The organism is Bradyrhizobium sp. CCGB20 (genome assembly GCF_024199855.1).
Classification (GTDB): Bacteria; Pseudomonadota; Alphaproteobacteria; order Rhizobiales; family Xanthobacteraceae; genus Bradyrhizobium.
The window spans coordinates 1,247,475-1,269,475 of record NZ_JANADN010000001.1; the positions used below are offsets into that span (position 1 = coordinate 1,247,475).

The 22,001-nt window shown below is 65.4% G+C and carries 20 protein-coding genes and 1 other RNA gene; 13 read left to right on the forward strand and 8 right to left on the reverse strand.

The window, feature by feature from the left end:
* The first annotated feature begins 28 nt into the window (after positions 1-28).
* From ssrS to NLM15_RS05795, 3 genes are all read left to right on the forward strand, one after another.
* Positions 29-189, forward strand: a non-coding RNA gene (gene ssrS / locus NLM15_RS05785) — 6S RNA.
* Positions 190-400: 211 nt separating this feature from the next.
* Positions 401-997 carry a 5-formyltetrahydrofolate cyclo-ligase gene (locus NLM15_RS05790; RefSeq protein WP_254116078.1) on the forward strand — a complete coding sequence of 199 codons (597 nt, stop codon included), beginning with the start codon at positions 401-403 and terminating at the stop codon, positions 995-997.
* Positions 975-1,799, forward strand: coding sequence for a TIGR00282 family metallophosphoesterase (locus NLM15_RS05795; protein ID WP_254116079.1), 825 nt, complete (start codon positions 975-977; stop codon positions 1,797-1,799). The genes NLM15_RS05790 and NLM15_RS05795 overlap by 23 nt, the downstream gene beginning before the upstream one ends.
* 141 nt (positions 1,800-1,940) lie before the next feature.
* Here NLM15_RS05795 and NLM15_RS05800 read toward each other — a convergent pair whose 3' ends face one another.
* Positions 1,941-3,008 (reverse strand): GTP-binding protein, encoded by a 1,068-nt coding sequence (locus NLM15_RS05800; protein WP_254116080.1) that lies wholly within the window; start codon positions 3,006-3,008, stop codon positions 1,941-1,943.
* Positions 3,009-3,128: 120 nt separating this feature from the next.
* Here NLM15_RS05800 and NLM15_RS05805 point away from each other — a divergent pair, with 120 nt between their 5' ends.
* Entirely contained in the window at positions 3,129-4,226 is a 1,098-nt protein-coding gene (locus NLM15_RS05805) for a cyclase family protein (protein WP_254116081.1), read from the forward strand.
* A gap of 268 nt (positions 4,227-4,494) precedes the next feature.
* On the opposite strand, the gene NLM15_RS05810 is transcribed toward NLM15_RS05805, so the two are convergent.
* The 5 genes from NLM15_RS05810 to NLM15_RS05830 form a co-directional block, all read right to left on the reverse strand.
* Positions 4,495-5,838 carry a c-type cytochrome gene (locus NLM15_RS05810; protein WP_254116082.1) on the reverse strand — a complete coding sequence of 448 codons (1,344 nt, stop codon included), beginning with the start codon at positions 5,836-5,838 and terminating at the stop codon, positions 4,495-4,497.
* Positions 5,835-8,012, reverse strand: coding sequence for a xanthine dehydrogenase family protein molybdopterin-binding subunit (locus NLM15_RS05815; protein WP_254116083.1), 2,178 nt, complete (start codon positions 8,010-8,012; stop codon positions 5,835-5,837). The genes NLM15_RS05810 and NLM15_RS05815 overlap by 4 nt, the downstream gene beginning before the upstream one ends.
* An 8-nt stretch (positions 8,013-8,020) precedes the next feature.
* The gene (locus NLM15_RS05820; RefSeq protein WP_254116084.1) at positions 8,021-8,485 is read right to left on the reverse strand and encodes a (2Fe-2S)-binding protein; all 465 of its coding nucleotides are present in this window, start codon (positions 8,483-8,485) and stop codon (positions 8,021-8,023) included.
* Positions 8,486-9,182: 697 nt separating this feature from the next.
* Positions 9,183-10,607: a methyl-accepting chemotaxis protein gene (locus NLM15_RS05825; RefSeq protein WP_254116085.1), complete on the reverse strand. Its 1,425-nt coding sequence runs from the start codon at positions 10,605-10,607 to the stop codon at positions 9,183-9,185.
* Between the two features lie 107 nt (positions 10,608-10,714).
* Entirely contained in the window at positions 10,715-12,463 is a 1,749-nt protein-coding gene (locus NLM15_RS05830; RefSeq protein ID WP_254116086.1) for a methyl-accepting chemotaxis protein, read from the reverse strand.
* 208 nt (positions 12,464-12,671) lie between these two features.
* Here NLM15_RS05830 and NLM15_RS05835 point away from each other — a divergent pair, with 208 nt between their 5' ends.
* From NLM15_RS05835 to NLM15_RS05870, 8 genes are all read left to right on the forward strand, one after another.
* Positions 12,672-13,418 (forward strand): YebC/PmpR family DNA-binding transcriptional regulator, encoded by a 747-nt coding sequence (locus tag NLM15_RS05835; protein ID WP_254116087.1) that lies wholly within the window; start codon positions 12,672-12,674, stop codon positions 13,416-13,418.
* Positions 13,419-13,630: 212 nt separating this feature from the next.
* Positions 13,631-14,158, forward strand: a complete 528-nt coding sequence (ruvC, locus tag NLM15_RS05840) for a crossover junction endodeoxyribonuclease RuvC (protein ID WP_254116088.1) — start codon at positions 13,631-13,633, stop codon at positions 14,156-14,158.
* Complete coding sequence (gene ruvA / locus NLM15_RS05845; RefSeq protein WP_254116089.1) at positions 14,155-14,772, forward strand: Holliday junction branch migration protein RuvA; 618 nt, start codon at positions 14,155-14,157, stop codon at positions 14,770-14,772. Before ruvC ends, ruvA begins: the two co-directional genes overlap by 4 nt.
* A 148-nt stretch (positions 14,773-14,920) precedes the next feature.
* Positions 14,921-15,958: a Holliday junction branch migration DNA helicase RuvB gene (gene ruvB / locus NLM15_RS05850; RefSeq protein WP_254124155.1), complete on the forward strand. Its 1,038-nt coding sequence runs from the start codon at positions 14,921-14,923 to the stop codon at positions 15,956-15,958.
* 115 nt (positions 15,959-16,073) lie between these two features.
* The gene (locus tag NLM15_RS05855; protein ID WP_254116090.1) at positions 16,074-16,985 is read left to right on the forward strand and encodes a DUF6869 domain-containing protein; all 912 of its coding nucleotides are present in this window, start codon (positions 16,074-16,076) and stop codon (positions 16,983-16,985) included.
* Between the two features lie 105 nt (positions 16,986-17,090).
* The gene (locus tag NLM15_RS05860) at positions 17,091-18,005 is read left to right on the forward strand and encodes a metallophosphoesterase (protein WP_254116091.1); all 915 of its coding nucleotides are present in this window, start codon (positions 17,091-17,093) and stop codon (positions 18,003-18,005) included.
* A gap of 69 nt (positions 18,006-18,074) precedes the next feature.
* Positions 18,075-18,524, forward strand: coding sequence for a tol-pal system-associated acyl-CoA thioesterase (ybgC, locus tag NLM15_RS05865; RefSeq protein ID WP_254116092.1), 450 nt, complete (start codon positions 18,075-18,077; stop codon positions 18,522-18,524).
* A 93-nt stretch (positions 18,525-18,617) separates the two neighbouring features.
* Positions 18,618-19,085, forward strand: coding sequence for a nuclear transport factor 2 family protein (locus tag NLM15_RS05870; RefSeq protein ID WP_254116093.1), 468 nt, complete (start codon positions 18,618-18,620; stop codon positions 19,083-19,085).
* A 108-nt stretch (positions 19,086-19,193) separates the two neighbouring features.
* Here the strand turns inward: NLM15_RS05870 and NLM15_RS05875 are convergent, their stop codons facing one another.
* Positions 19,194-19,913: a type 1 glutamine amidotransferase gene (locus tag NLM15_RS05875; protein WP_254116094.1), complete on the reverse strand. Its 720-nt coding sequence runs from the start codon at positions 19,911-19,913 to the stop codon at positions 19,194-19,196.
* A 30-nt stretch (positions 19,914-19,943) separates the two neighbouring features.
* On the reverse strand, positions 19,944-20,870 hold the full coding sequence (locus NLM15_RS05880; protein ID WP_254116095.1) for a LysR family transcriptional regulator: 927 nt from the start codon (positions 20,868-20,870) through the stop codon (positions 19,944-19,946).
* Between the two features lie 151 nt (positions 20,871-21,021).
* Here NLM15_RS05880 and NLM15_RS05885 point away from each other — a divergent pair, with 151 nt between their 5' ends.
* The gene (locus NLM15_RS05885) at positions 21,022-21,978 is read left to right on the forward strand and encodes an N-carbamoyl-D-amino-acid hydrolase (protein ID WP_256565386.1); all 957 of its coding nucleotides are present in this window, start codon (positions 21,022-21,024) and stop codon (positions 21,976-21,978) included.
* Positions 21,979-22,001 lie beyond the last annotated feature (23 nt).

Consider the following 22,001-nt stretch of genomic DNA (forward strand, 5'->3'; position numbering starts at 1 on the left):
TCGTCAGTATCGTTGTTAGATTGCCCCGGCGAGGCTGCGACGTGCGTCAGGAGCCATATATCCCCGGGGCCTTATCGATCCTTTAGGGAACTGTCCCTGGCCGGGCCCGTGGGCTCGGACATATGGTGCCCACCTACTTTCGTAGGGAACTCCGGGATCGAGTGCTTCAACGGCGTCCGCGGCTTCGCACTTTTGTCTACTTGGTTTGTGCTTGTTGAAACGACTGCGGCCAATTCAACAGGTGTCATGCCCCGCCGAGTGCGCAATTGCGCACGGAGGACCGGGGCATCCAGTACGCCGCGGCCCTTGTGTGAATCACCACCGCCTCTGGAATGCTGGATCACCCGCCCCAGTGCGCAAGGGCGCACAAGACGGGTGGTGACGTGGGGGACCAAAGCGCATGTCGAATTCGAAAGCCGAGCTCCGTGCCAAAGCCCTCGCGGCGCGCGACGCGCTCAGCGAGAAGAAGCGCACCGCCGCCGCAACGAAGCTCGCCAAGCGCGGGCTGCCGTTCGACCTCGTGCCCGGCAGCATCGTCTCCGGCTATTCCCCGATCCGCAGCGAGATCGATCCGCTGCCGCTGATGAAGAAGCTCTTTGAGGAGGGCGCAAAGCTCGCGCTGCCCTGCGTCACCGCGCGTGGCCAGTCGCTGATCTTTCGCATCTTCCACCCGAACGACCGCCTGATGCTCGGTCCGCTCGGCATTCCCGAGCCGTCGCCGGCAGCAAGCGAAGTCATTCCGGACATCATGCTGACGCCGCTCGCGGCCTTTGATCGTCTCGGCCATCGCATCGGCTATGGCGCGGGGCACTACGACCACACCTTCGCTCATCTGCGCAAGGCCAAGCAGATCGTCGGCATCGGGCTGGCTTTTGCAGCGCAGGAGATCAAGGCGGTTCCGGCACTATCCCACGACGTGGCGCTGGATTATGTGCTAACGGAATCGGACGTGTTCGATTTCCGGAGTTCTGAAGTTGCGCATTCTCTTCGTGGGTGATGTCGTCGGCCGTAGCGGCCGCAACGCCATCGCCGAATATCTGCCCGGCATGGTCAAGGACTGGTCGCTCGATCTCGTCGTCGTCAACGGCGAGAATTCCGCCGGCGGCTTCGGCATCACGGAAGCGATCTATCAGGAGTTTATCGATGCCGGGGCCGACGCGGTGACGCTCGGCAATCACTCCTGGGACCAGCGTGAAGCCCTGGTGTTCATCGAGCGCGCCGAGCGTCTGGTGCGGCCCGCGAATTATCCGCGCGGCACGCCCGGCCGCGGCGCCGCGCTGGTCGAGACCAAGAACGGCAAGCATGCGCTCGTCGTCAATGCTTTGGGCCGCGTCTTCATGACCCCGTTCGACGATCCCTTTGCGGCACTGGAGCGCGAGCTCGGCGCCTGCCCGCTCGGCGTTGCCGCCGACGCCATCGTCGTCGATTTCCATTGCGAGGCGACCAGCGAGAAGCAAGGCATCGGCTTCTTCTGCGACGGCCGCGCCAGCCTTGTCGTCGGCACGCACACCCACGTGCCGACCGCCGACCACCAGATCCTCACCGGCGGCACCGCCTACATGACCGATGCCGGCATGACCGGCGATTACGACTCCATCATCGGCATGCAGAAGGAAGAGCCGCTGCGCAGGTTCACGTCGGGAATTCCGTCGGGCCGCTTCGAGCCGGCGGCGGGTGTGGCGACGCTCAGCGGCGTTGCGGTCGAGACGGACGATGCGACCGGGCTCGCACTGAAGATTGCGCCAGTGCGCGTGGGCGGCAGGCTGGAGCCGGCAACGCCCAGGTTCTGGTTGAGCTGAGCGGCCGCGCCTCACCTTCGGAATCGTAGGGTGGGCAAAGGCGCACTTGCGCCGTGCCCACGATCTTTCTCGATCGTTAAAGGTGGTGGGCACGCTTCGCTTTGCCCACCCTACGATACGGCGGTCGCGGAGGGAGACACCTCACGCCGCCGCGCGGACCGCCTGCCAGAGCTCGAGCACGTCCGCACGCGCGATGCCGCGTGTGATGAACACGATGCGCGAGCGGCGATCGCTGTCGGGCCAGGCAGCCAGCGCCACCGGCGGATGGAAGACGTGGTGAACGCCGTGGATCACGACCGGCGCAGCCTCGCCGTGAAGATTGAGGATCCCTTTCACCCGCAAGAGATCAGCGCCGCGCGCGTTGCGCAGATACGCAAGCCAGTGCGTCACGGCCATCCAGTCGAGCGGCTCGTCGAACGCCAGCATGAAGCTGGCGATCGACGCATCGTGATCATGATGGCCATGGTCATGGTGCGCGTGATGATCATGATGCGAATGACCGGCGTGCGCATGTGATTCCGCGAAGGCCCGCTCGTTGAGCCAGCGCTCGACGTCTATCCTTTTCAATTCGGGATCGATCAGGCTGGCGCCGAATAGCTGCGCAGGATCGATCTCGCCGTGACTGACGCTTTCGATTCTGGCGCCGGGATTGAGCCGCCGCAGGCGCTGCTCCAGCGCCGCGATGCTCTCGACCAGATCGCTCTTGGTGATCAACAGCCGGTCGGCCAACGCCACCTGCTTCACCGCCTCATATTGCCGATCGAGCTGATGCTGTGCATTGACCGCATCGACCGTGGTCACGACCGTGTCGAGCCGCAGGAAGTGCGAGACGAGGGGATTGTTGAGCAGCAGCTGCACGATCGGCGCAGGGTCGGCGAGACCGGTGGTCTCGACCAGGATACGGCGGAACGGCGGAATCTCGCCGCGGTCCCGCTTCACCAGAAGATCTCGCAGCGTCTGCTCCAGATCGCTGCGGATGGTGCAGCAGATGCAGCCGCTTGCGAGCACGGCGACCTCGCCATCGACGCGCTCGACCAGAAGATGATCGAGACTGACCTCGCCATACTCGTTGATGATGACGGCGCTGTCCTTCATGTCGTCGTGGCGCAGCAGGCGATTGAGCAATGTCGTCTTGCCGCTGCCGAGAAAGCCGGTGATCAGCGAGACCGGAAGTCGCTGCGCGGATTTGTCACTTTCGAAAAGGCTCATGGGAAGCTCTCGCGCCATCAGTCTTAATTTTGTCGCTGGACAACAGCGTAGCGGAGGAGGAGGGTACCCGAAACAATTTTAGAGTCAGATCTTGTTCTGACCACAACCAGGGAGGGTGCAATGTCTAATGAGATCAACGACGTAGATCAAGATGCCAGCGGCGCCACGACCGACCGCCGGACCTTGCTCCGCACCGCGGGCATCGCCGGCGTCGCTGGCGCGGCGCTCGCCGGCTCGATGCACGGCAAGTTCTCGCTCGCGCCGATCAGCCAGGCCCAGGCGCAGACTGCCACCTCCATGCCCAAGAACGTCGACAAGCCATGGTGGCCCTCGAAATGGGGCAAGGATGACGAGTCCGGCGCATCCAACCACATGACCCCGGCGAAGGTCCTCGACGCGGCGAAATGGATCAAGGACGGCAAGATCTACAAGATCGGTCGCGTCTACGAGGCCGCGATGCCGCTGTTCGGCGCGCGTGTGTTCGCGCTGCGCATTCCCGGCAGCCCGACCGGCGGCCCGTTCGGCGACAACAAGCTCGTGTATCACGACGAGTTTCTTGCGACCGAGATCGGCCAGACCGGCACGCAGTTCGACGGTCTTGGTCACATCGGAATCCAGATGGGCAAGGAGGGCGACAAGAGCGAGATGCGATTCTACAACGGCTTCACAGCGGCCGAGATCAGCGACGCCTACGGCCTGAAGAAGCTCGGCATCGAGAAGCTCAAGCCGATCTTCACCCGCGCGGATCTGATCGACATGGTCGCCCTCAAGGGCGGCATGATGGATGCGGGGCAGGAGATCACCTCAGCCGACATCAAGGCGGGGCTGGCGAAGCAGAACATCCCCGAGAGCGACATCAAGCCCGGCGACGCGATCATGTTCCACACCGGCTGGGGCTCGCTCTGGATGAAGAACAATGATCGCTTCAACAGCGGAGAGCCGGGCATCGGCCTCGACGCTGCCAAATGGATCGTCGAGAAGGATCTCGCGCTCACGGGGGCCGACACCTGGGCCGTCGAGGTGGTGCCCAATCCCGACAAGACGCTCGCCTTCGTTGTCCACGCCGAGCTGCAAACCAAGAACGGCATCCACAACCACGAGAACCTGATCTTCGACGAGCTGATCGCCGACAAGAAATACCAGTTCGTCTATAGTTTCACCCCGGCCCCGATCAAGGGCGCCACGGGAAGCAACGGCTGCCCGATCGCGATTACGTGAGGGGATGCGTCGGCGCGGGCGCATGAGGCGTCCGCGCTTATGTTTTGGTTGGTTGAAGCGGCGCCACACCCTTGGTGTCGTCCCCGCGAACGCGGGGACCCATAACCCCAGGGAGGAGTGTGGCGCGACGCCGGTGACCACGAGTCTTCGCCAAACCTAATCCTGTGGTTATGGGTCCCGGGCTCGCGCTAGGCGCGCCCCGGGACGACAGCGGAGATTGACGCGCGCGATTGCGCATCAATCTCACGGAGGCCGACGCCGGCGATACCTAGTCCGCCGTCTGCTCGCGCAGCTCAGCCACATCCTTCGCCGTGAGCTTCGAGCCCTTCGTCCCGAACCGTGCCGTGACGTAGTTCGCCACCGCTGCGATCTCGTCGTCGGTGTAGGCGCTGCCGAACGCCGGCATCGACAGCGCGCCGTCGGGCGTGTGGCGCTTGGTGCCCGAGAGGACGATCTGCGCGACGTTGGTGGCGGCGGGATCGTTGACGGCCCAGGTACCGGTCAGCGTCGCCATCGGCGAGACCGGGCTCTCGCCGCTCCAGCCGTGGCAACTGGCGCAGGCGCTGGCGAATACCTTCTTGCCGCGCGCATCCGCCGTGATGCCGTCCTTGTGGGAGGCGGGCGCGACGGGCGCCGTGGTGGCCGGCAAGTCGGGCGAGGGCACCGGCGGCACGCTGCGCAAATAGGCAACGACGGCGCGGATGTCTTCGGGCGCGAACTTGCTGAAGCTGTGGTCGACCGCTTCACCCATCGGGCCCGAGGCCGAGCCGTGGCCCGGTGCGTGGCCGAGCGACAGATACGAGATCAGGTCCTGATCGCTCCAATTGCCGAGACCGGTGGCCTTGTCGGAGGAGATGTTGAAGGCGCGCCAGCCGGCCGTGATCGCGCCGGCGAACTTCTTGCGGTTATCAAGCGCGAAGCCGGGATTGCGCGGCGTGTGGCACTCGCCGCAATGCGCCAGCGCTTCGGCGAGATACGCGCCACGATTCCACTCCGGGCTCTTCGAGGTGTCAGGCGTAAAGCGCGTGTCCGGATTGAACACGGCGGACCAGACAATCATCGCCCAGCGCTGGTTGAACGGGAACGACAGCGTGTTGTCGGGCGCCTTCGCGCGCACCGCCGGCAGGCTGAACAGATAGGCCTTCACCGCCAGCACGTCCTCGTCGGTCATGTAGGTGTAGGACGTGTACGGCATCGCCGGATAGAGCCGCGCGCCGTCATGACGCATGCCGCGCTGGACCGCGTTGAGGAAATCCTGGTCGCTGTAATTGCCGATGCCGGTGTCCTTGTCCGGCGTGATGTTGGTCGAATAGAGCGTGCCGAACGGCAGCTTGAAGCCGAGCCCGCCGGAATACTCCTTCTCGCCGGGCTTGGTGTGGCAGACCATGCAGTCGGCCGCCTTGGCGAGATATTCGCCGCGCTCGACCATGCCAGCCTTTTCCAGCTTGGCGGGCACGCCGGTCGGCTTGCCCGCGCGGTAATCCGCCAGGGCCACCTTGGTGCCGCCCGCGAAGTCGAGCGGGCCGGGGCCGCGGATGATCCAGACGCCGAGCCCCGCCACCACGATGGCGATCACGACCAGGCTTGTGAGGATTCGCATCTTGCCGCTCATGCCTTCTTCCCCGCAGCCAGCAGTTTCCGATCGATCGGCAGGCGTCGCAGCGCCACGCCGGTTGCGGCGTAAATCGCGTTGCGCAGTGCCGGCGGGCCGGCATTGACGCCGGCTTCGCCGATGCCGCCGGGGGCCTCGCCGCTCTTGACCACGATGACCTCGACCTTCGGCGTCTCGTTGATGCGCATCATGCGGTAGTCGTGGAAGTTCGATTGCTGCACGCGGCCCTTGTCGATGGTGATCTCGCCATAGAGCGCGGCGGTGAGACCGAAGATGAGGCCGCCCTCGATCTGCGCCTTCACCGTATCCGGATTGACCGCGATGCCGGTGTCGACCACCGAGGTGATGCGGCGGAGCGTGATCTCGCCGAAATCGTCGATCTCGGCTTCGACCACGGTCGCGATGAAGCTCGCGAAAGACGGCTGCACGCAGATGCCGCGGCCGGCGCGCGCCGGCAGCGGCTGACCCCAGCCGGACTTTTCGGCGACCTGGTTGAGCACCGCGAGCATGCGCGGGTTCTTGGTCAGCATAGAGCGGCGGAATTCGATCGGGTCCTTGCCGGCCTTGCGCGCGAGCTCGTCCATCGCGCATTCGACCGCGAATACGTTGTTGTTCGGGCCGACGCCGCGCCAGAAGCCGGTCGGTATCGACAGCGGTTCGGCCCGAACATATTCGACATGGAAGTTGGCAAAGTCGTAGGGCGCATCGACGGCGGCGTCGACCGCGTCGATGTCGATGCCTTTCTGGAACGCCGGCGGCAGCCACCGCGCCAGCACGGCGGAACCGGCCACCTTGTACTTCCAGCCTGCGACCTTGCCGTCGACCAGCGATGCCGAGATCTGGTCGCGATAGACCGGACGATAGACGTCGTGCTGGATGTCTTCTTCCCGGGTCCACACCACCTTGACGGGATAGTCGACCTGCTTGGCGATCTTCACCGCCGCGATCACCATGTCCGGCTCGAGCTTGCGGCCGAAGCCGCCGCCGAGCAGATGGTTGTTGACGATCACCCTGTCGACCGGAAGGCCCGCGGCCTTCGCCGCCTCCGACTGCACGCGGGTCATGATCTGCGTGCCGGTCCAGATCTCGCAGGAGTCCGGCTTGACGTGGACGGTGGCGTTGATCGGCTCCATCGACGCGTGCGCCAGGAACGGCAGCTCGTAGGCCGCCTCGAACTTGTCGCCGCTCGCAAGCGCCTTGGCGATATCGCCGTCGGATTTCGCGACCGCGCCGTCCTTCGCGCTGGCCTTGCGCAGATCGTCCCAGACATCCTTGGTGGTGATCTGAGCGTTCGGTCCCTCGTTCCACTCGATCTTGAGCGCTTCGAGACCCTTCTTCGCCGCCCACATGTGATCGCCGATCACGGCGACCATGTCGTCGAGCACGACGACCTTGCGCACGCCGGGGAGCTTCACCGCGGCGCTGTCGTCGACCTTGCCGACCTTGCCGCCGAACACGGGGCAGGCGGCGACGGTGGCGAACTTCATGCCGGGCAGGATCGCGTCGATGCCGTAGACGGCCTTGCCGTTGACCTTGTCGGGTGTGTCGAGCCGCTTCAGGGGCTGGCCGATGATGACGAAGTCCTTGGGGTCCTTGACCGCGACATCCTTCGGCGGCGTCTGGCCCTGGGCTGCGAGCGCCAGCGCGCCATAGCCGAGCTTGCGGCCGCTCGCGGCATGCGCGACCTCGCCCTTCGCGGCCGTGCAGCTTGCCGGTTCGACGCCCCATTGGCTGGCCGCCGCCTGCACCAGCATCGCGCGCGCAGTGGCGCCGGCCTTGCGCAGCGGCAACCACCAGGCGCGGATCGAATTGGAATTGCCGGTGACCTGCAGACCGAAGGTCGGGTTGCCGTAGAGCTTGTCGTTCGGCGGCGCGTGCTGGACCTCGACCTTGCTCCAGTCGGCATCTAACTCCTCGGCGAGCACGGCGGAGATCGAGGTGTAGGTGCCCTGGCCCATCTCGACCTGCGGCATCATCAGGACCGTGCGCCCGGTCTCGTCGATGCGGATGAAGGCGTTGGGCGCGAACTTGCCGTCGGTCGAATCGGGAGGCTGCACCGGCTCGTTGACGGCGGCGCGCAGCGGCAGATGGAAGGCAAGCAGGAAGCCGGTGGCGAGGCCGCCGGTCAGCAGCGAGCGGCGGGAGACGGCGGGAAGAGTCTTGCCTGCGATCATGGCGGACCTCACGACTGACGGCCGTTGGCGGCCTGCTTGATGGCCTCGCGGATACGCACATAGGTGCCGCAGCGGCAGATGTTGCCGGCCATCGCAGCGTCGATGTCGGCATCGTCAGGATGGGACGTTGCGGCCAGCAGCGCGGCGGCCGCCATGATCTGGCCGGACTGGCAGTAGCCGCACTGGATCACTTCGAGATCGAGCCAGGCCTTCTGCACTTTCGCGCCCGACGGCGTATTGCCGACGGCCTCGATGGTGGTGATGGCGCGGTTCTCGACCGCGCTGACCGGCAGCACGCAGGAGCGCACCGCCTTGCCGTCGACATGCACGGTACAGGCGCCGCATTGCGCGATGCCGCAGCCGAATTTCGTGCCGGTCATCCCCAGGATGTCGCGCAGCACCCACAGCAGCGGCATCTCGGGTGGCGCGTCGAAGGATTTCGTTTCGCCGTTGATGGTGAGAACAGTTGCCATATGCATCCCCTTGCTCGACGATCGCTTGCGGCGATCAAGTCGGCGAATTTGCGCGCGACCATAATCATAACGATGCGAAACGATGAAGCATCGAAATTTCCGGCAATGCATATTTGCGCGAGCGGCGCGTGACGCCATGACGTTCACGAATTTGTGCGGCGATCGCTGCAGAGGTTTTGGGCTAATTGATATGATAAGCGTCATGTTTTGACGCATTTTCGTCGCGCGCGCCGTCGATCGGCGCGCATGACCGTGCGAACGCGCAAAATCGTGCGAAGACGAAACTCGTGCGATTGCGAAAGTCAGGCGGCGGCGTGTCCCTGCTTGCGGCCATCCTTCGAGACGCCCGCCTGTGGCGGGCCCTCAGGATGAGGACGGAATGTGTGAAAGCAATTTCGACAGGCAAAGCTGCCGCTCAGCCTCATCCTGAGGAGACCGCTGAAAGCGGTCGTCTCGAAGGACGAGGCGCTTGCTCAGGCCGCCGCCAGGAATTCAGCCGCGATAGCTCCATCTTGCCGGAGAGGGAGACAATGCCATTTCGGAATAATAGCATTATGCGCCTGTTTTGCCCGACGGGTCAAACCGCGTCGTGGCCTGTCGGCGTAAGCCGTTGATTCCGCACGCCCCGGCTACTGTGCATGGGGTTGTTTTCCAGGTTTTTTGATTCAGCGACCCAGGAGCACGGTCGTGCCGGTCGTCAGCTCTGCCGGAAGCCCATCCGGAAGGCGCCCCAGTGCCTGCCGCGGATCACGATCGGCGAGGACAGGTCCTTCATCAGCACGAACTGCCCGCCGCCCATGTCGCGGCGATAGGTCTGGAGCAGGAACGGCTTGGTGTTGGCCGCGACCTTCTTCACCGCGCGGTCGCTGAACAGGCGGCGGTTGCGGCAATTGGCATTATTCCAGACGGGGTCCTTGCCCTGCGGCAGGCGGTAGTTCGGGTTGTGGGTCGGCAGATAGCCCCCCTTGGCCCAGGCGACGCAGAACACGATGCGGGAATCGGACTTCTGGACCGGGTCCTGGATGGCGGGCAGCACGCGGTCGGTGAATTCGACGTAGTTGGTCTTGTACTGCTTGGGATCGGTGCCGGGGATTTCCCGGTAGTTCTCGTCCATGAGCTGGTCGAGCGTGATCTCGCCGCGGTCGATGGCGGCCTCGAACTCGTCCGAGATCCGCTTTGCGGTCTCGACGACGGCGCGGATCAGCGGCGCGTCCGATGTCTCCACGCCGCTGTCGGCGATCATTGCGATCAGCGCTTCGGAGGTGTCGAGCAGTTTTGTCACGCGCTGATCGGCATTCCTGAGATCGTGCGAGGACAGGTCGACGCCCTTGGCGAGCTCGTTGAGCTCGCTGATGACCGTGTCGCAATGGCCGAGATTGGAGGTCGCGGCGCGCGTGACGCTGTCGATCTCGGCTTCCACGGAGGCGAAGCCCTGCTGCACCCGCGAGATGATGCCGGAGATCTGCTGGGCGCCTTCGCCGGCCGTCTTGGCACGTTGCGAGGCGTCGCTGCTCTCGCCGATCAGGCCTTCGATCTGGCCGTCGAGATCGCGCACGGTGTCGGAAATCTGATGCGTGGCCTGGCGGGTGGCCTCCGCGAGGTTCTTGACCTCGCTTGCGACCACCGCGAAGCCGCGGCCGGCATTGCCGGCGCGCGCGGCTTCGATGGTGGCGTTGAGCGCGAGCAAATTGGTCTGCTTCGCGATCGCCTCGATCGAGCCGGACACTTTTGCCACCTGCGCCAGCGCCGAGCCGACGGCGCTCAGGCGCCCCTCGATCCGCTCCACGGCTGCGACGAGCTCGGAGATGTGGCTGACCGCGGTGTCGACCGCGCCGCGCGACTGCGCGATCTCGCCGACCGCCGCTGAAGCGGTCGATTGCACCGCCTGTGACGCATTGGCGATGTCGTGATTGGCCGAGACCATCGTCTCGGCCGTCTTCTGGAGGTGATGGAACCGTTCGGACTGGTTGACGACGCGGTTTGCGACTTCCTGGACGTTGCCGGCGATGTCGGCAAGCTCGACCCCGAGACCGCCGATGCGGTCGGCGAGCTGGTCGATCAGCCGTTCGGCAAGCGTCCGGTTGGATCCGGTGTCCATGACTGCGAGCTGGGCAAGGGACATGTACGGGCTTCCTCCAAGCGGAGCCGTTGATCGGCTCACCGCGGCATTCCCATTCCAATTTTATTCAAGAAGGTGATTCGCGCGTCGGCGTCTTGCCTGAGCGTGCACTACAGCTTGTAGGCCGTGCGAAATCCACCCCAGTGCCGCCCCTGCACGCGGATCGGAACGTCGATCTCGCGCATCATCACGGTGTTGCCGTTGCCCATGTCCCGCGCATAGCTCTGGACCAGATACGAGCGCAGGTTGCGCGCGGCCGCCAACCCCGCCGGATCGTTGAAGATGCGCCGGTTGCGGCAGTTGGCGGTGTTCCATGCAGCGTCGCCCGGCCGCTGCGGATGCGAATAGATCTTGTTGTGCACCGGCAGGAAGCCATTGCGGTCGACCATGGCGCAGAATGCCATGCGCGGTTCCTTGGCGAGAAAGGCTTCCTGGAACGGCGGCAGCGCGCGGTCGGCCCAGTCCAGATATTTCGTGCGGTATTGTTGCGGATTGGTGCCGGCGATCTCCGCATAGTCGGTGTCGAAGAGGTCGTCGATCCTGACCTCGCCGCGCGTGACCGCCTGCTCGAAGATCCGGGTCAGCGCGGTGCCCGCCTCCATGGCGCGGGTGACGAACTCGGTGTTCTCCTCGTGGATCGACCAGAGCCTGTCTTCGATCTTCTCAGCCAGAGCGGCATTGGGGCCGACGAACTGTGCGCGGGCGCCGGCCTTGGACTGCTCGATCACGCGCAGGCGGCAGGCGCCGACGTCTTCGAGCGTGCCGTCGATGACAGCCTGTGTGGCCAGCTTCGCCGCATCCGCGCCGCCGATCAGCACGCCGTCCATCGAGATTTCATAGACCGGCAGCACGCCACGCGCGGTTTCGAGCTTGAGATGACAGGGCAGCCGCTCGGTCTTGCGGCGGTCGTCGTGCTCGCTCTGGCGGAGCAGCACCGCGCAGCGCGATTTCAGCTTCTGCGCGAAGGTGGTGACGGCCTTGCCGGCGCTGGCGACGTTCTCGCCGTGGGTCTCGGCGGCCTTGGTCGCGGCATCGATCTCGGCCGCGCTCTCGCTGACCGAGATGATGAATTCCGACGCGCTCGTCGCGTTGCCGGACACCTCGTTCGTGGTCGCGTTCTGCTCGGCGACCGCGCCGTTGACGGTGTCGAACACCGGGCGGATCGCCTCGATCGCCTGCGAGATGCGGTGGACGGCATCGGCCGACCCGGCGGCGTCGCGCTGGAGCGCGTCGATCTTCCGGGTGATCTCTTCGGTGGCTCCTTGCGTCTGCACCGCGAGCGCCTTCACTTCGGTCGCGACGACCGCAAAGCCCTTGCCGGCCGCACCTGCACGTGCGGCCTCGATGGTCGAGTTGAGTGCGAGGAGCGTCGTCTGCCGCGCGATCTGCGCGATCAGATTGACCACATTGCCGATGGCGGCGGAGGACTCGCGCAGGCGGTCGACATTGGCGCGGGCTTCCTGCGCCGCGGCGCTGGCTTCGTCGGCAAGCTTGCCGGCCTCGCGCACCTGCGCGCCGATGCCTTGCGCGGACTGGGTGAACTTGTCGGCGGCATGGGCAAAGGTGGAGGCGGTCGATTGCGCGGCGTTGGTGCGGCCCGTGAGGGCGTCGGTGCGCTCACGAATATCTGCGAGCGTTGCCGCGGTGGCCTCCGCGCCGCCGGCCACCGAATTGGCGGCGCGCTCGAGCTGGCGGATCATGGCGCCGAGCTCGAGTTCCAACAGTTCCAGGATTTCCCTGGCGGAATCGCCCTCGGCGGCCGGGGCGAGCGCGGGATCGGCCGGCGACTGCGCAGCCTGTGGGGGTGCCACGGGCGCGGCCGTATCCGGCAGACGCTTCCGAAATAATGCGAACGCCATCAGGTCACTCTTGTCGGGGGACGGGCGGACGCTATTTTCGCAAGCCGGAATGAAATCAGGGTTAACAGTGCCTGACTTCCGGGCACCTGGACTACGGTATTACCTTAAAGTCGTAGAGCCCCTTTCATTCCGGTGGGTGGGCGGCCTATAACGCCGCGCTTCCCATCCTCGTTGGCGGACGATTCCAAGAGACCCCGAGAGACCACGCATGGCCGGACATTCCCAATTCAAGAACATCATGCACCGCAAGGGGCGGCAGGATGCGCAGAAGTCGAAGCTGTTCGGCAAGCTGGCGCGGGAAATCACCGTCGCGGCCAAGCTGGGGACGCCCGATCCCAACATGAACCCGCGCCTGCGCGCGGCCATCATCGCGGCGCGCCAGGAGAACATGCCGAAGGACAATATCGAGCGCGCGGTCAAGAAGGCGCTCGGCAATGAGGGCGAGAACTATGACGAGATCCGCTACGAGGGTTACGGCCCCGGCGGCGTCGCCGTCATCGTCGAAGCGCTGACCGACAACCGCAACCGCGCCGCCTCCGACATCCGCTCCTTCTTCACCAAGTCGGGCGGCAATCTCGGCGAAACCGGCTCGGTCTCCTTCATGTTCGACCGCACCGGCATCATCGAATACGACCGCAGCGTCGCCTCAGACGACGCCGTGCTGGATGCCGCGATCGAGGCCGGCGCCGACGACGTGATCTCGAGCGAAGGCGGCCACGAGATCTACGCCTCGACCGAAGGTTATCGCGACGTCGCCAAGGCGCTGGAAGCCAAGTTCGGCGAGCCGCGCAAGGCCGCTCTGATCTGGAAGCCGCAGAACACGGTCGCGGTCGACGACGAGACCGGCGAGAAGCTTTTGAAGCTGATGGATTTGCTCAACGAGCACGACGACGTCCAGAACGTCTACGCCAATTTCGAGGTGTCCGACGCGCTGGTCGCGAAGATGGGCGGGTAGGGCAGCGCGTGTCCCGGACGCGCTCCAGCGTGAAACGCTGCTGCGCAGAGCCGGGACCCATGGTGCATCGTGTGCCATCGGCGATGTGGGCCCCGGTTCTGCAACGCACCGCTTCGCGCTGCGCCGCGCCCGGGGCACGGGGCCCCCACTTCCCCTGTTACTTCCGTTCTGTTTCTGTTTCGCTCCTGGCAGCCAGCCGCTATCACTGGCCCATGACTGCGCTCCCGATTCGTGGCCCCGTTCGCATCATCGGCATCGACCCCGGCCTGCGCCGCACCGGCTGGGGCGTGATCGAGGCTGAGGGCAATCGTTTGATCTACGTCGCCTGCGGGTCGGTGGAACCGCCGGACGATCTGCCGCTGGCGAGCCGGCTGCTCGCGATCCATGAAGGGCTCGCCGCCGTCCTGTCCGGTCACCAGCCGATGGAAGCCGCGGTCGAGCAGACTTTTGTGAACAAGGACGGCGTTGCGACGCTGAAGCTCGGCCAGGCTCGCGGCGTCGCCATGCTGGCGCCCGCGATGTTCGGCATCAGTGTTGCCGAATACGCGCCGAACCAGGTCAAGAAGACGGTGGTCGGCGCCGGCCACGCCGACAAGCACCAGATCGCGATGATGCTGAAGATATTGCTGCCCAAGGCCGAGCCGCCGTCAGCCGACGCTGCCGACGCGCTCGCCATCGCCATCACTCACGCCCATCACCGCCAGAGCACCGCGCTCAGGCTGAAGGTGGCGGGGTTATGATCGGCAAGCTCAAGGGCCTGATCGATTCCTACGGCGAGGATTTCGTGATCCTCGACGTCGGCGGCGTTGGCTATCAGGTGCATTGCTCGACGCGCACGCTCCAGCATCTGCCCTCGCCCGGCGAAGCGGCCGTGCTGTCGATCGAGACCTATGTCCGCGAGGACGCGATAAAGCTGTTCGGCTTCCGCACCGACCAGGAGCGCGAATGGTTTCGGCTGCTCCAGACCGTCCAGGGTGTCGGCGCCAAGGTCGCGCTCGCCGTGCTCGGCACGCTGGCGCCTTCCGATCTCGCCAACGCCATCGCGCTGCGCGACAAGGCCGCGGTGGCGCGCACGCCCGGCGTCGGCCCCAAGGTCGCCGAGCGCATCGTCACCGAGTTGAAGGACAAGGCGCCGGCTTTCGCCAATGTCGATCCCGCCGTCGTGCATCTCGCCGGCGCCGTCGACGACCAGCGCGCGCCGCGCCCGGTCGCGGATGCGATCTCCGCGCTGGTCAATCTCGGCTACGGCCAGCCGCAGGCGGCTGCGGCCATTGCATCAGCCTCGCGCAGCGCGGGTGAAGGCGCCGAGACGGCGCAGCTCATCCGCCTCGGCCTGAAGGAGCTCGCGAAGTGAGCGCGGCAATCGTCAGTCTCGTAGGGTGGGCAAAGCGAAGCGTGCCCACCATCTTCGAGCGATCGGAGACATGGTGGGCACGGCGCGAAGGGCGCCTTTGCCCACCCTACGAGGAGCTCGCCAAGTGAGCGACCCCAAGGCCAATCGCATGGTCTCGCCCGAGCGTCGCAGCGACGATGTCGGCGACACCGCGCTGCGACCGCAATCGTTGTCCGACTTCGTCGGCCAGCAGCAGGCGCGCAAGAATCTCTCGATCTTCATCGAGGCGGCGCGCAAGCGCGGCGAGGCGCTGGATCATGTGCTGTTCGTCGGTCCGCCGGGCCTCGGCAAGACCACGCTGGCGCAGATCGTGGCCAAGGAGCTCGGCGTCGGCTTTCGCGCCACCTCAGGCCCGGTGATCGCCAAGGCCGGCGATCTCGCCGCCCTGCTCACCAATCTCGAGGAGCGCGACGTGCTCTTCATCGACGAGATCCATCGCCTCAGTCCGGCGGTGGAAGAGGTGCTCTATCCCGCGATGGAGGATTTTCAGCTCGACCTGATCATCGGTGAAGGCCCGGCGGCGCGCTCGGTGAAGATCGAGCTGTCGAAATTCACCCTGGTCGGCGCCACCACGCGCGCGGGCCTGCTCACCAATCCCTTGCGCGACCGTTTCGGCATTCCCGTCCGGCTCAATTTCTACACCATCGAAGAGCTGGAGAGCATCGTCACCCGCGGTGCGCGCGTGCTCAATGTCGGCATGAGCACTGATGGCGCCAACGAGATCGCGCGCCGCGCCCGCGGCACGCCGCGTATTGCCGGCCGCCTGCTCAGGCGCGTGCGCGATTTCGCCTCCGCCGCCGATGCCGCCTCGATCGACCGCAAGATTGCCGACCACGCACTGAGCGCGCTCGAGGTCGACGCTGCCGGCCTCGACGCCATGGATCGCCGCTATCTCACGACCATCGCGATGAACTACGGCGGCGGTCCGGTCGGCGTCGAGACGATGGCCGCCGCTTTGTCCGAGCCGCGCGATGCGATCGAGGACATCATCGAGCCCTATTTGATCCAGTGCGGCTATCTCCAGCGCACCCCGCGCGGCCGCCTGCTCACCTCGCACGCTTTCCGCCATCTCGGCATTGCCGAGCCCTCGCGCGATGCGGCGACACAGTTCGGCCTGTTCGGCTCGGACGAGCCCGAGGACGACTGACAGAAGCAGTCGGTGAACCCACGCGTTTCACTCCGTCACTAATGCGAACGCGCGGCGATCGGGATCGCCGCGCGCGCACGATGACCGGAGCGAAACGACATTGGAGTGGGAAGACATGGGGCAGGAAGACTTGGGGCAGGAAGACACGGGGCAGACGGACGTCGGGCAGACGGACGCGACATTGCTCGCGACTATCGCGGCAGAGCCGCAGCTGCGCACGCCCGACGAGACCGAGGCGTTCCTGGATCCGATGCCGCTCGGCGAACTGGCATCGATGTGGTGTGCGCTTCAGCGGGTCAGCCGCCGCGACCAGGTCGGCAGCATCTGGGCCATCAAACTCTATTTCGATCATCTGCCGCATCGTAGGCCGCAGGCAGCGCTCGATCTCGTGCTGGAGGTGCTGAGGACCGAGGCCGACAAGCCGACGGTGATGCAGCTCAACGACAAGTTCCTGCTGGCGCTGTTCTACGCGCATGGCGCGGAGATGATGGCGCGCGTCGAGCAGGAGGCCGGACACAATGACCGGCTGCGCTGGCTGCTTGGCGGTGTGCATGTCGGGCCAGACGATCCCCTGATGTCGCGCATAGCGGGACTGGCCGACAGCGAGGCATGGCATGCCGACCATCTGGCGCAGCGGACGCCTCGTGAGCCGATCGATTGCGCCAGCATGTCGGTTGCCGAGCTCGCCCGCGCCTGGGTCGAGCAATATTCCAGGTCCGAACGCGACCAGGACGACAACCTGTTCGCGATCATGGATTTCGAGCGCGACCTGCGCGAGGACGATCCCGACAGGATGATCGACCTGATCCTTCAGATCCTGAAGATCGAGTCCAATCCGGTGCTGCTGTCGCTGCTGGCCGCAGGTCCCCTCGAAGACGTGATCAGCGTCGGGACGATCGACCGCATCGAGCGCGAGGCGCGCGCCGACGCCCGCTTTCGCGACCTGCTTGGCGGCGTCTGGTACCATCGCGCGCCCGACGAATTGAAGGCGCGACTGAACGCACTGGTCGGCGAGAGCCGGTGGTAACCTTTATGCAGAATTCTGCACGTGAATGCAGACCGTCTGCACGAGCGGACCCCAATTCCGCTTCAATCGAACCGCATCAACAGGCCGCATCACGATCGAGCTTCCATGATCACGCGTCGTCATCTCATCCGCTCCATCGGCGCCCTGTCGGCGCTCGGCGTCTCGAGCGCGGCCTATGGCGTCGGCGTCGAGCCGCTGCGGCTCCGCGTCACCCGCTATCATCCGACCCCGCGGCAATGGCCGGCGGATTTTCCGCTGAAGATCGCCGTCGTTACCGACATCCATGCCTGCGATCCCTGGATGTCGCTGGAGCGGATCGAGTCCATCGTCGACCGCACCAATGCGCTGAAAGCTGACATCATCGTGCTGCTCGGCGACTATGTCGCAGGTCTTCACCGGGTCTCGCGCATCATTCCGTCGAGCGAATGGGCCAGGGTGCTGGCCGGCCTCAAGGCGCCGCTGGGCGTCCATGCGGTCATGGGCAATCACGATTATTGGGACGACAGGACCGTGCAGCAGGCCGGCCACGGGCCGACCGTTGCCCATCGCGCACTGGAGGCGGCCGGCATCCCTGTCTACGAGAACGACGCCGTGCGGTTAACCAAGGACGGCCGTTCCTTCTGGCTTGCCGGCCTCGGCGATCAGCTCGCCTATTTTCCGGCGAAACGCTTTGGCCGCGTGCAACGGTTCGGCGCCGACGATCTTGCGGGCACGCTGGCAAAGGTCACCGACGACGCGCCGGTGATCCTGCTCGCGCACGAGCCCGATGTCGCGCTGCGCGTGCCCGCGCGCGTCGCGCTGCAACTGTCCGGCCACACCCATGGCGGCCAGATCCGCTTGCTTGGCTGGTCGCCGGCGGTTTCGCCGAAGCACGGCATCAGGCTCGCCTACGGTCATTTCCGGCTGAAATGCGACCTCATCGTTTCGGGCGGCCTCGGTTGCAGCATCATGCCCGTCCGCTTCGGCGTGCCGCCGGAGATCGTCGAGGTGACGCTGGGGCGGGGACCATTGGTGGTGTAGCCGCGCTTGCGCGACCGGCCGTTTTTGCGCAAAACGGGCTGGTTACCGACAAGCGAAGAGGCTCGCGACGTGACAGCTCATCTCGACGGCGAGATCCGCGACGGCCGCCACCACATGCAGGTCCGTGTCTATTACGAGGACACGGACTTTTCCGGCATCGTCTATCACGCCAATTATCTGCGCTTCATGGAGCGCGGACGGACCAACCATCTGCGGCTCATGGGGGCCGAGCAGCAGGCGCTGTTCGAACAGGCCGAGGCGGAAGACGCCAGCTTCGCCTTCGTGGTGCGCTCGATGCATCTGGATTTTTTGAAACCCGCGCGGATGGACGACGTGCTCGACGTCGTGACCTGGCCGGTCGCGGTGAAGGGCGCCTCCATCATGCTGGCCCAGGAAGTGCGCCGCGGCGCGGATGTGCTGGTGAAAGCCGAGGTACGCGTCGCCTTCATCAGCGGCGGCCGCGCCCAGCCGATCCCGAAATCCATCCGCATATTGATGAAGGCCGATTTGATTTCGTGATCGCCCGATAAGTGATCACCCGATTTGCGATGGCCACTCGACTCCATCGCATGCAGCGATAGATTGCGGCCCTAATCAACCGATGAGGCCATCATGTCGCGCCCGCCGCTTCCGCCTTTCACCCGAGAGACCGCCGCGCAGAAAGCGCGCATGGCCGAGGACGCCTGGAACTCGCGCGATCCGGTGCGCGTGTCGCTCGCCTATACCGAGGACAGCCGCTGGCGCAATCGCTCCGAGGTGTTTCAGGGCCGCGAGGCCATCGTCGCGTTCCTCACCCGCAAATGGGAGAAGGAGCACGACTACCGCCTGATCAAGGATCTCTGGGCCTTCGACGAGAACCGCATCGCGGTGCGCTTCCAGTACGAATGGCACGATGCGGGCGGCCAGTGGTATCGCTCCTACGGCAACGAGCAGTGGGAGTTCGACGAGCACGGCCTGATGCGCCGCCGCGAGGCGTCGATCAACGACATCGCGATTGCGGAGAAGGACCGCCGGTTTCACTGGGCTGCGCCAGGACCCCGGCCGGCGGATGTGCCGGGGCTGGGGACGGAGCCGTTCTAACTTCTCAACCCTCAAGGTGAGGAGCCGCGAAGCGGCGTCTCGAACCATGCAGGCCGGACTGCTGCAGCTCGGCCTCTATCCTTCGAGACGCGCGCGAGAGCGCGCTCCTCAGGATGAGGGGATGGACTTGCTCGTCAGAAACCTCGTAATCGCTCCACCGAGCTTCGCGTTGTCCATCGGCTCGGCCAGCGACGCCCTCGCCATCGCAACGACATCATCCGGCGCTTTGCCGTCGCGCAGCTCGCAGCACACTTGCGCGAACTCCACGTCGAACTCCGGATGTGGCTGCACGGTCAGCGTCGCGCCGTTGGCGTAAAGCAGGCCGGCGTGCGGGGTGAACTCGGACGAGAGGATCGTCAGCGCATTGCTTGGTGGCTCGATGACCTGGTCCTGATGCGAGGCAGCAATGGCGACCGCTTCGCCCCCCACCACGCCGTTCTCCGGCAGCACCTGATAGACGTGCCGGCCGATGCCCCAGCCCTTCTCCGACTGGCGCACGGTGCCGCCGAGCGCCTGCGCGATCAACTGATGGCCGAAGCAGACACCGACCATCGGCGTCTTGTTGGCGTAAGCCGTGCGCACGAAATCCTCCAGCGGTGCGATCCAGTCGAGCCCGTCATAGACGCCGGCGGCAGCACCGGTGATCAGCACGGCTTCGAGCTTGCCTGGATCGGGCAGTGCGTCACCATCCGGAATGCTGACGACGTCCACCGTAGCGGTGGGATCCTCGGCGCGGACCATGCGCTCGAACATGTCCGGAAACGAGCCATGCCGTTCACGATATTTTTGCGGGACCTGGCCGGTCTCGATGATGGTGATGCGTGCCATGTGCTCCCCAAGGTAAAATGGTTGCGAAGCCTAGTCGCTTTCTGCCCCATGTTGCTGGTGTGGCGCTGTACCCCCCAGCAGGGTGCTCTCCTTGCGGACCTCGTTGAGAAACGCCTTGGCGAGGCGCGACAGCGGCTCGGCTTCCGACCATAGCATATAGGCGACCGCATGCGTCGTCGGCGTGAACGGCCGGACAACGAGCCCGCTGCCGCCGTTCTGCCGCGGCGAGAAGGGATCGACCACCGCAGCCCCGACGCCGGCAGCCGCGAGCACGCAGGCCGTGTTGCAGTAGCGCACCTCGACGGTGGGCCGGAACGGCGCGCCGGCGCGGGCAAAGCTGTTGCGCACGGCCTCGCCGAGGCGCGTGCCGCGTTCGAGCCCGATGAAGGGCAGGCCGGAGAGATCCGCGGCCGAGATCACCGGCCTCTCCGCGAGCGGATGCTGCGGCGGCAGCACGCACACCATCTCGCCGGTGTGGACAACCTCATGCGCGATGCCGGGATGGTGCGTCAGCCCGAGCGCGAAGCCGAGCTCGGCGACGCGGCTGAGCACACCCTCGATGATGCCCTCGTAGCGCCGCACGTCGAAGAAGACGCGTGTCTCCGGGCGACGGCGCAGGAAGGCAGATAGCGCCGAAGGAATGATGCTGTAGGCAAGCGGCGGCGTTGCCACGATCGCGAGATGCCCGGAGCGGTTCTCGCGCAGGTCGCGCACGCGGTTCTCCAGCTTGGCGTGCAGCGCGAAGATCGCCTCGCTCTCCTTGTAGAGCGCCATCGCCTCCGCGGTCGGAAACAGCCGGTTGTTGACGCGCTCGAACAGCGCGAAACCCGTCTGCGCTTCCATGGTCTTCAGCGCGTTGCTGACCGCGGGCTGCGACAGCGCCAATTCGTCCGCCGCCGCCACCGTGGTGCGATGGCGGATGACGGCACGCAGGATCTCGAGCTGACGCAGGTTCATATCACTGCCAATTATACTCCGGGCCAAAACATCATAGCAGAACGAATTGATTTTACAGCCCGGCTTCCGCGTAATGGCAGCGGATTTGCACGTCGCATCAAAGGGTTCATTCGCCCATTGAGGCAGCACTGCGCACAGATTGGAGGCAATCTTGGTTCGTGTCCTTCGCGCCGCCGCCGCACAGATGGGGCCGACGCAAAAAGCCGATACACGCGAGCACACGCTGAAGCGGATGCTCGACATGCTGGAGGAGGCGGCTAGCCGCGGCGCCAGCCTCGTGGTGTTCCCCGAGCTCGCCTTCACCACCTTCTTCCCGCGCTGGCTGCTCGAAGGCGAGGCGCTCGACCATTATTTCGAGCGCGGCATGCCGAACCCGGCCGTGGCAAAACTGTTCGACCGCGCGCGTGCGCTGCGCGTCGGCTTCTATGTCGGCTATGCCGAGCAGACAGCTGACGGACGGCGCTACAATTGCGCCATCCTGGTCGATCGCGACGGCGAGATTCTCGGCCGCTATCGCAAGGTGCATCTGCCGGGCTCGGTCGAGCCGCGCGAGGGTGCGCGCTACCAGCAGCTCGAGAAACGCTATTTCGAATATGGCGATCTCGGCTTCCCCGCATTCCGCGCCGGCTCGGCCTGGGCCCATGCGATCATGGGCATGATGATCTGCAACGATCGCCGCTGGCCGGAATCTTGGCGCGTGCTCGGCCTGCAGGGCGTCGAGCTCGTCTGCATCGGTTACAATTCGGCGGCCTACGATCCCAACGGCGGCGTCACCGAAGATGCCTCCTTGCGCACGTTCCACTCCACGCTGGTGACGCAGGCCAATGCCTACATGAACGCGACCTGGGCGATCTCGGTGGCGAAGGCGGGCGAGGAGGACGGCTCCGGACTGATCGGCGGCTCCTGCATCGTCGATCCCAATGGCCGCATCGTCGCGCAGGCCCAGACGCTCGCTGATGAGGTGATCGTCGCAGATATCGATCTCGATCTCTGCCGCCAGGGCAAGGACAAAATGTTCAATTTCGCCGCCCACCGGCGGCCGGAGCAATACAGGGTGATCACCGAACGCGCCGGCGTCATCGAGCCGGCCGTTCTCGACGCGGACTGACCAAATGGCACAGCGTTAGCAAA

Excerpts from the sequence above, each read along its gene's own strand:
- NLM15_RS05830 (WP_254116086.1), bottom strand. The coding sequence starts at position 12,463 with ATGGCGTTCGCATTATTTCGGAAGCGTCTGCCGGATACGGCCGCGCCC.
- NLM15_RS05875 (WP_254116094.1), bottom strand. The coding sequence starts at position 19,913 with ATGGCACGCATCACCATCATCGAGACCGGCCAGGTCCCGCAAAAATAT.
- ruvA (WP_254116089.1), top strand. The coding sequence starts at position 14,155 with ATGATCGGCAAGCTCAAGGGCCTGATCGATTCCTACGGCGAGGATTTC.
- ruvB (WP_254124155.1), top strand. The coding sequence starts at position 14,921 with ATGGTCTCGCCCGAGCGTCGCAGCGACGATGTCGGCGACACCGCGCTG.
- NLM15_RS05870 (WP_254116093.1), top strand. The coding sequence starts at position 18,618 with ATGTCGCGCCCGCCGCTTCCGCCTTTCACCCGAGAGACCGCCGCGCAG.
- NLM15_RS05820 (WP_254116084.1), bottom strand. The coding sequence starts at position 8,485 with ATGGCAACTGTTCTCACCATCAACGGCGAAACGAAATCCTTCGACGCG.
- NLM15_RS05825 (WP_254116085.1), bottom strand. The coding sequence starts at position 10,607 with ATGTCCCTTGCCCAGCTCGCAGTCATGGACACCGGATCCAACCGGACG.
- NLM15_RS05860 (WP_254116091.1), top strand. The coding sequence starts at position 17,091 with ATGATCACGCGTCGTCATCTCATCCGCTCCATCGGCGCCCTGTCGGCG.
- NLM15_RS05835 (WP_254116087.1), top strand. The coding sequence starts at position 12,672 with ATGGCCGGACATTCCCAATTCAAGAACATCATGCACCGCAAGGGGCGG.
- NLM15_RS05815 (WP_254116083.1), bottom strand. The coding sequence starts at position 8,012 with ATGATCGCAGGCAAGACTCTTCCCGCCGTCTCCCGCCGCTCGCTGCTG.
- NLM15_RS05800 (WP_254116080.1), bottom strand. The coding sequence starts at position 3,008 with ATGAGCCTTTTCGAAAGTGACAAATCCGCGCAGCGACTTCCGGTCTCG.
- NLM15_RS05855 (WP_254116090.1), top strand. The coding sequence starts at position 16,074 with ATGGGGCAGGAAGACTTGGGGCAGGAAGACACGGGGCAGACGGACGTC.
- ruvC (WP_254116088.1), top strand. The coding sequence starts at position 13,631 with ATGACTGCGCTCCCGATTCGTGGCCCCGTTCGCATCATCGGCATCGAC.
- NLM15_RS05810 (WP_254116082.1), bottom strand. The coding sequence starts at position 5,838 with ATGAGCGGCAAGATGCGAATCCTCACAAGCCTGGTCGTGATCGCCATC.
- NLM15_RS05790 (WP_254116078.1), top strand. The coding sequence starts at position 401 with ATGTCGAATTCGAAAGCCGAGCTCCGTGCCAAAGCCCTCGCGGCGCGC.
- NLM15_RS05805 (WP_254116081.1), top strand. The coding sequence starts at position 3,129 with ATGTCTAATGAGATCAACGACGTAGATCAAGATGCCAGCGGCGCCACG.
- NLM15_RS05880 (WP_254116095.1), bottom strand. The coding sequence starts at position 20,870 with ATGAACCTGCGTCAGCTCGAGATCCTGCGTGCCGTCATCCGCCATCGC.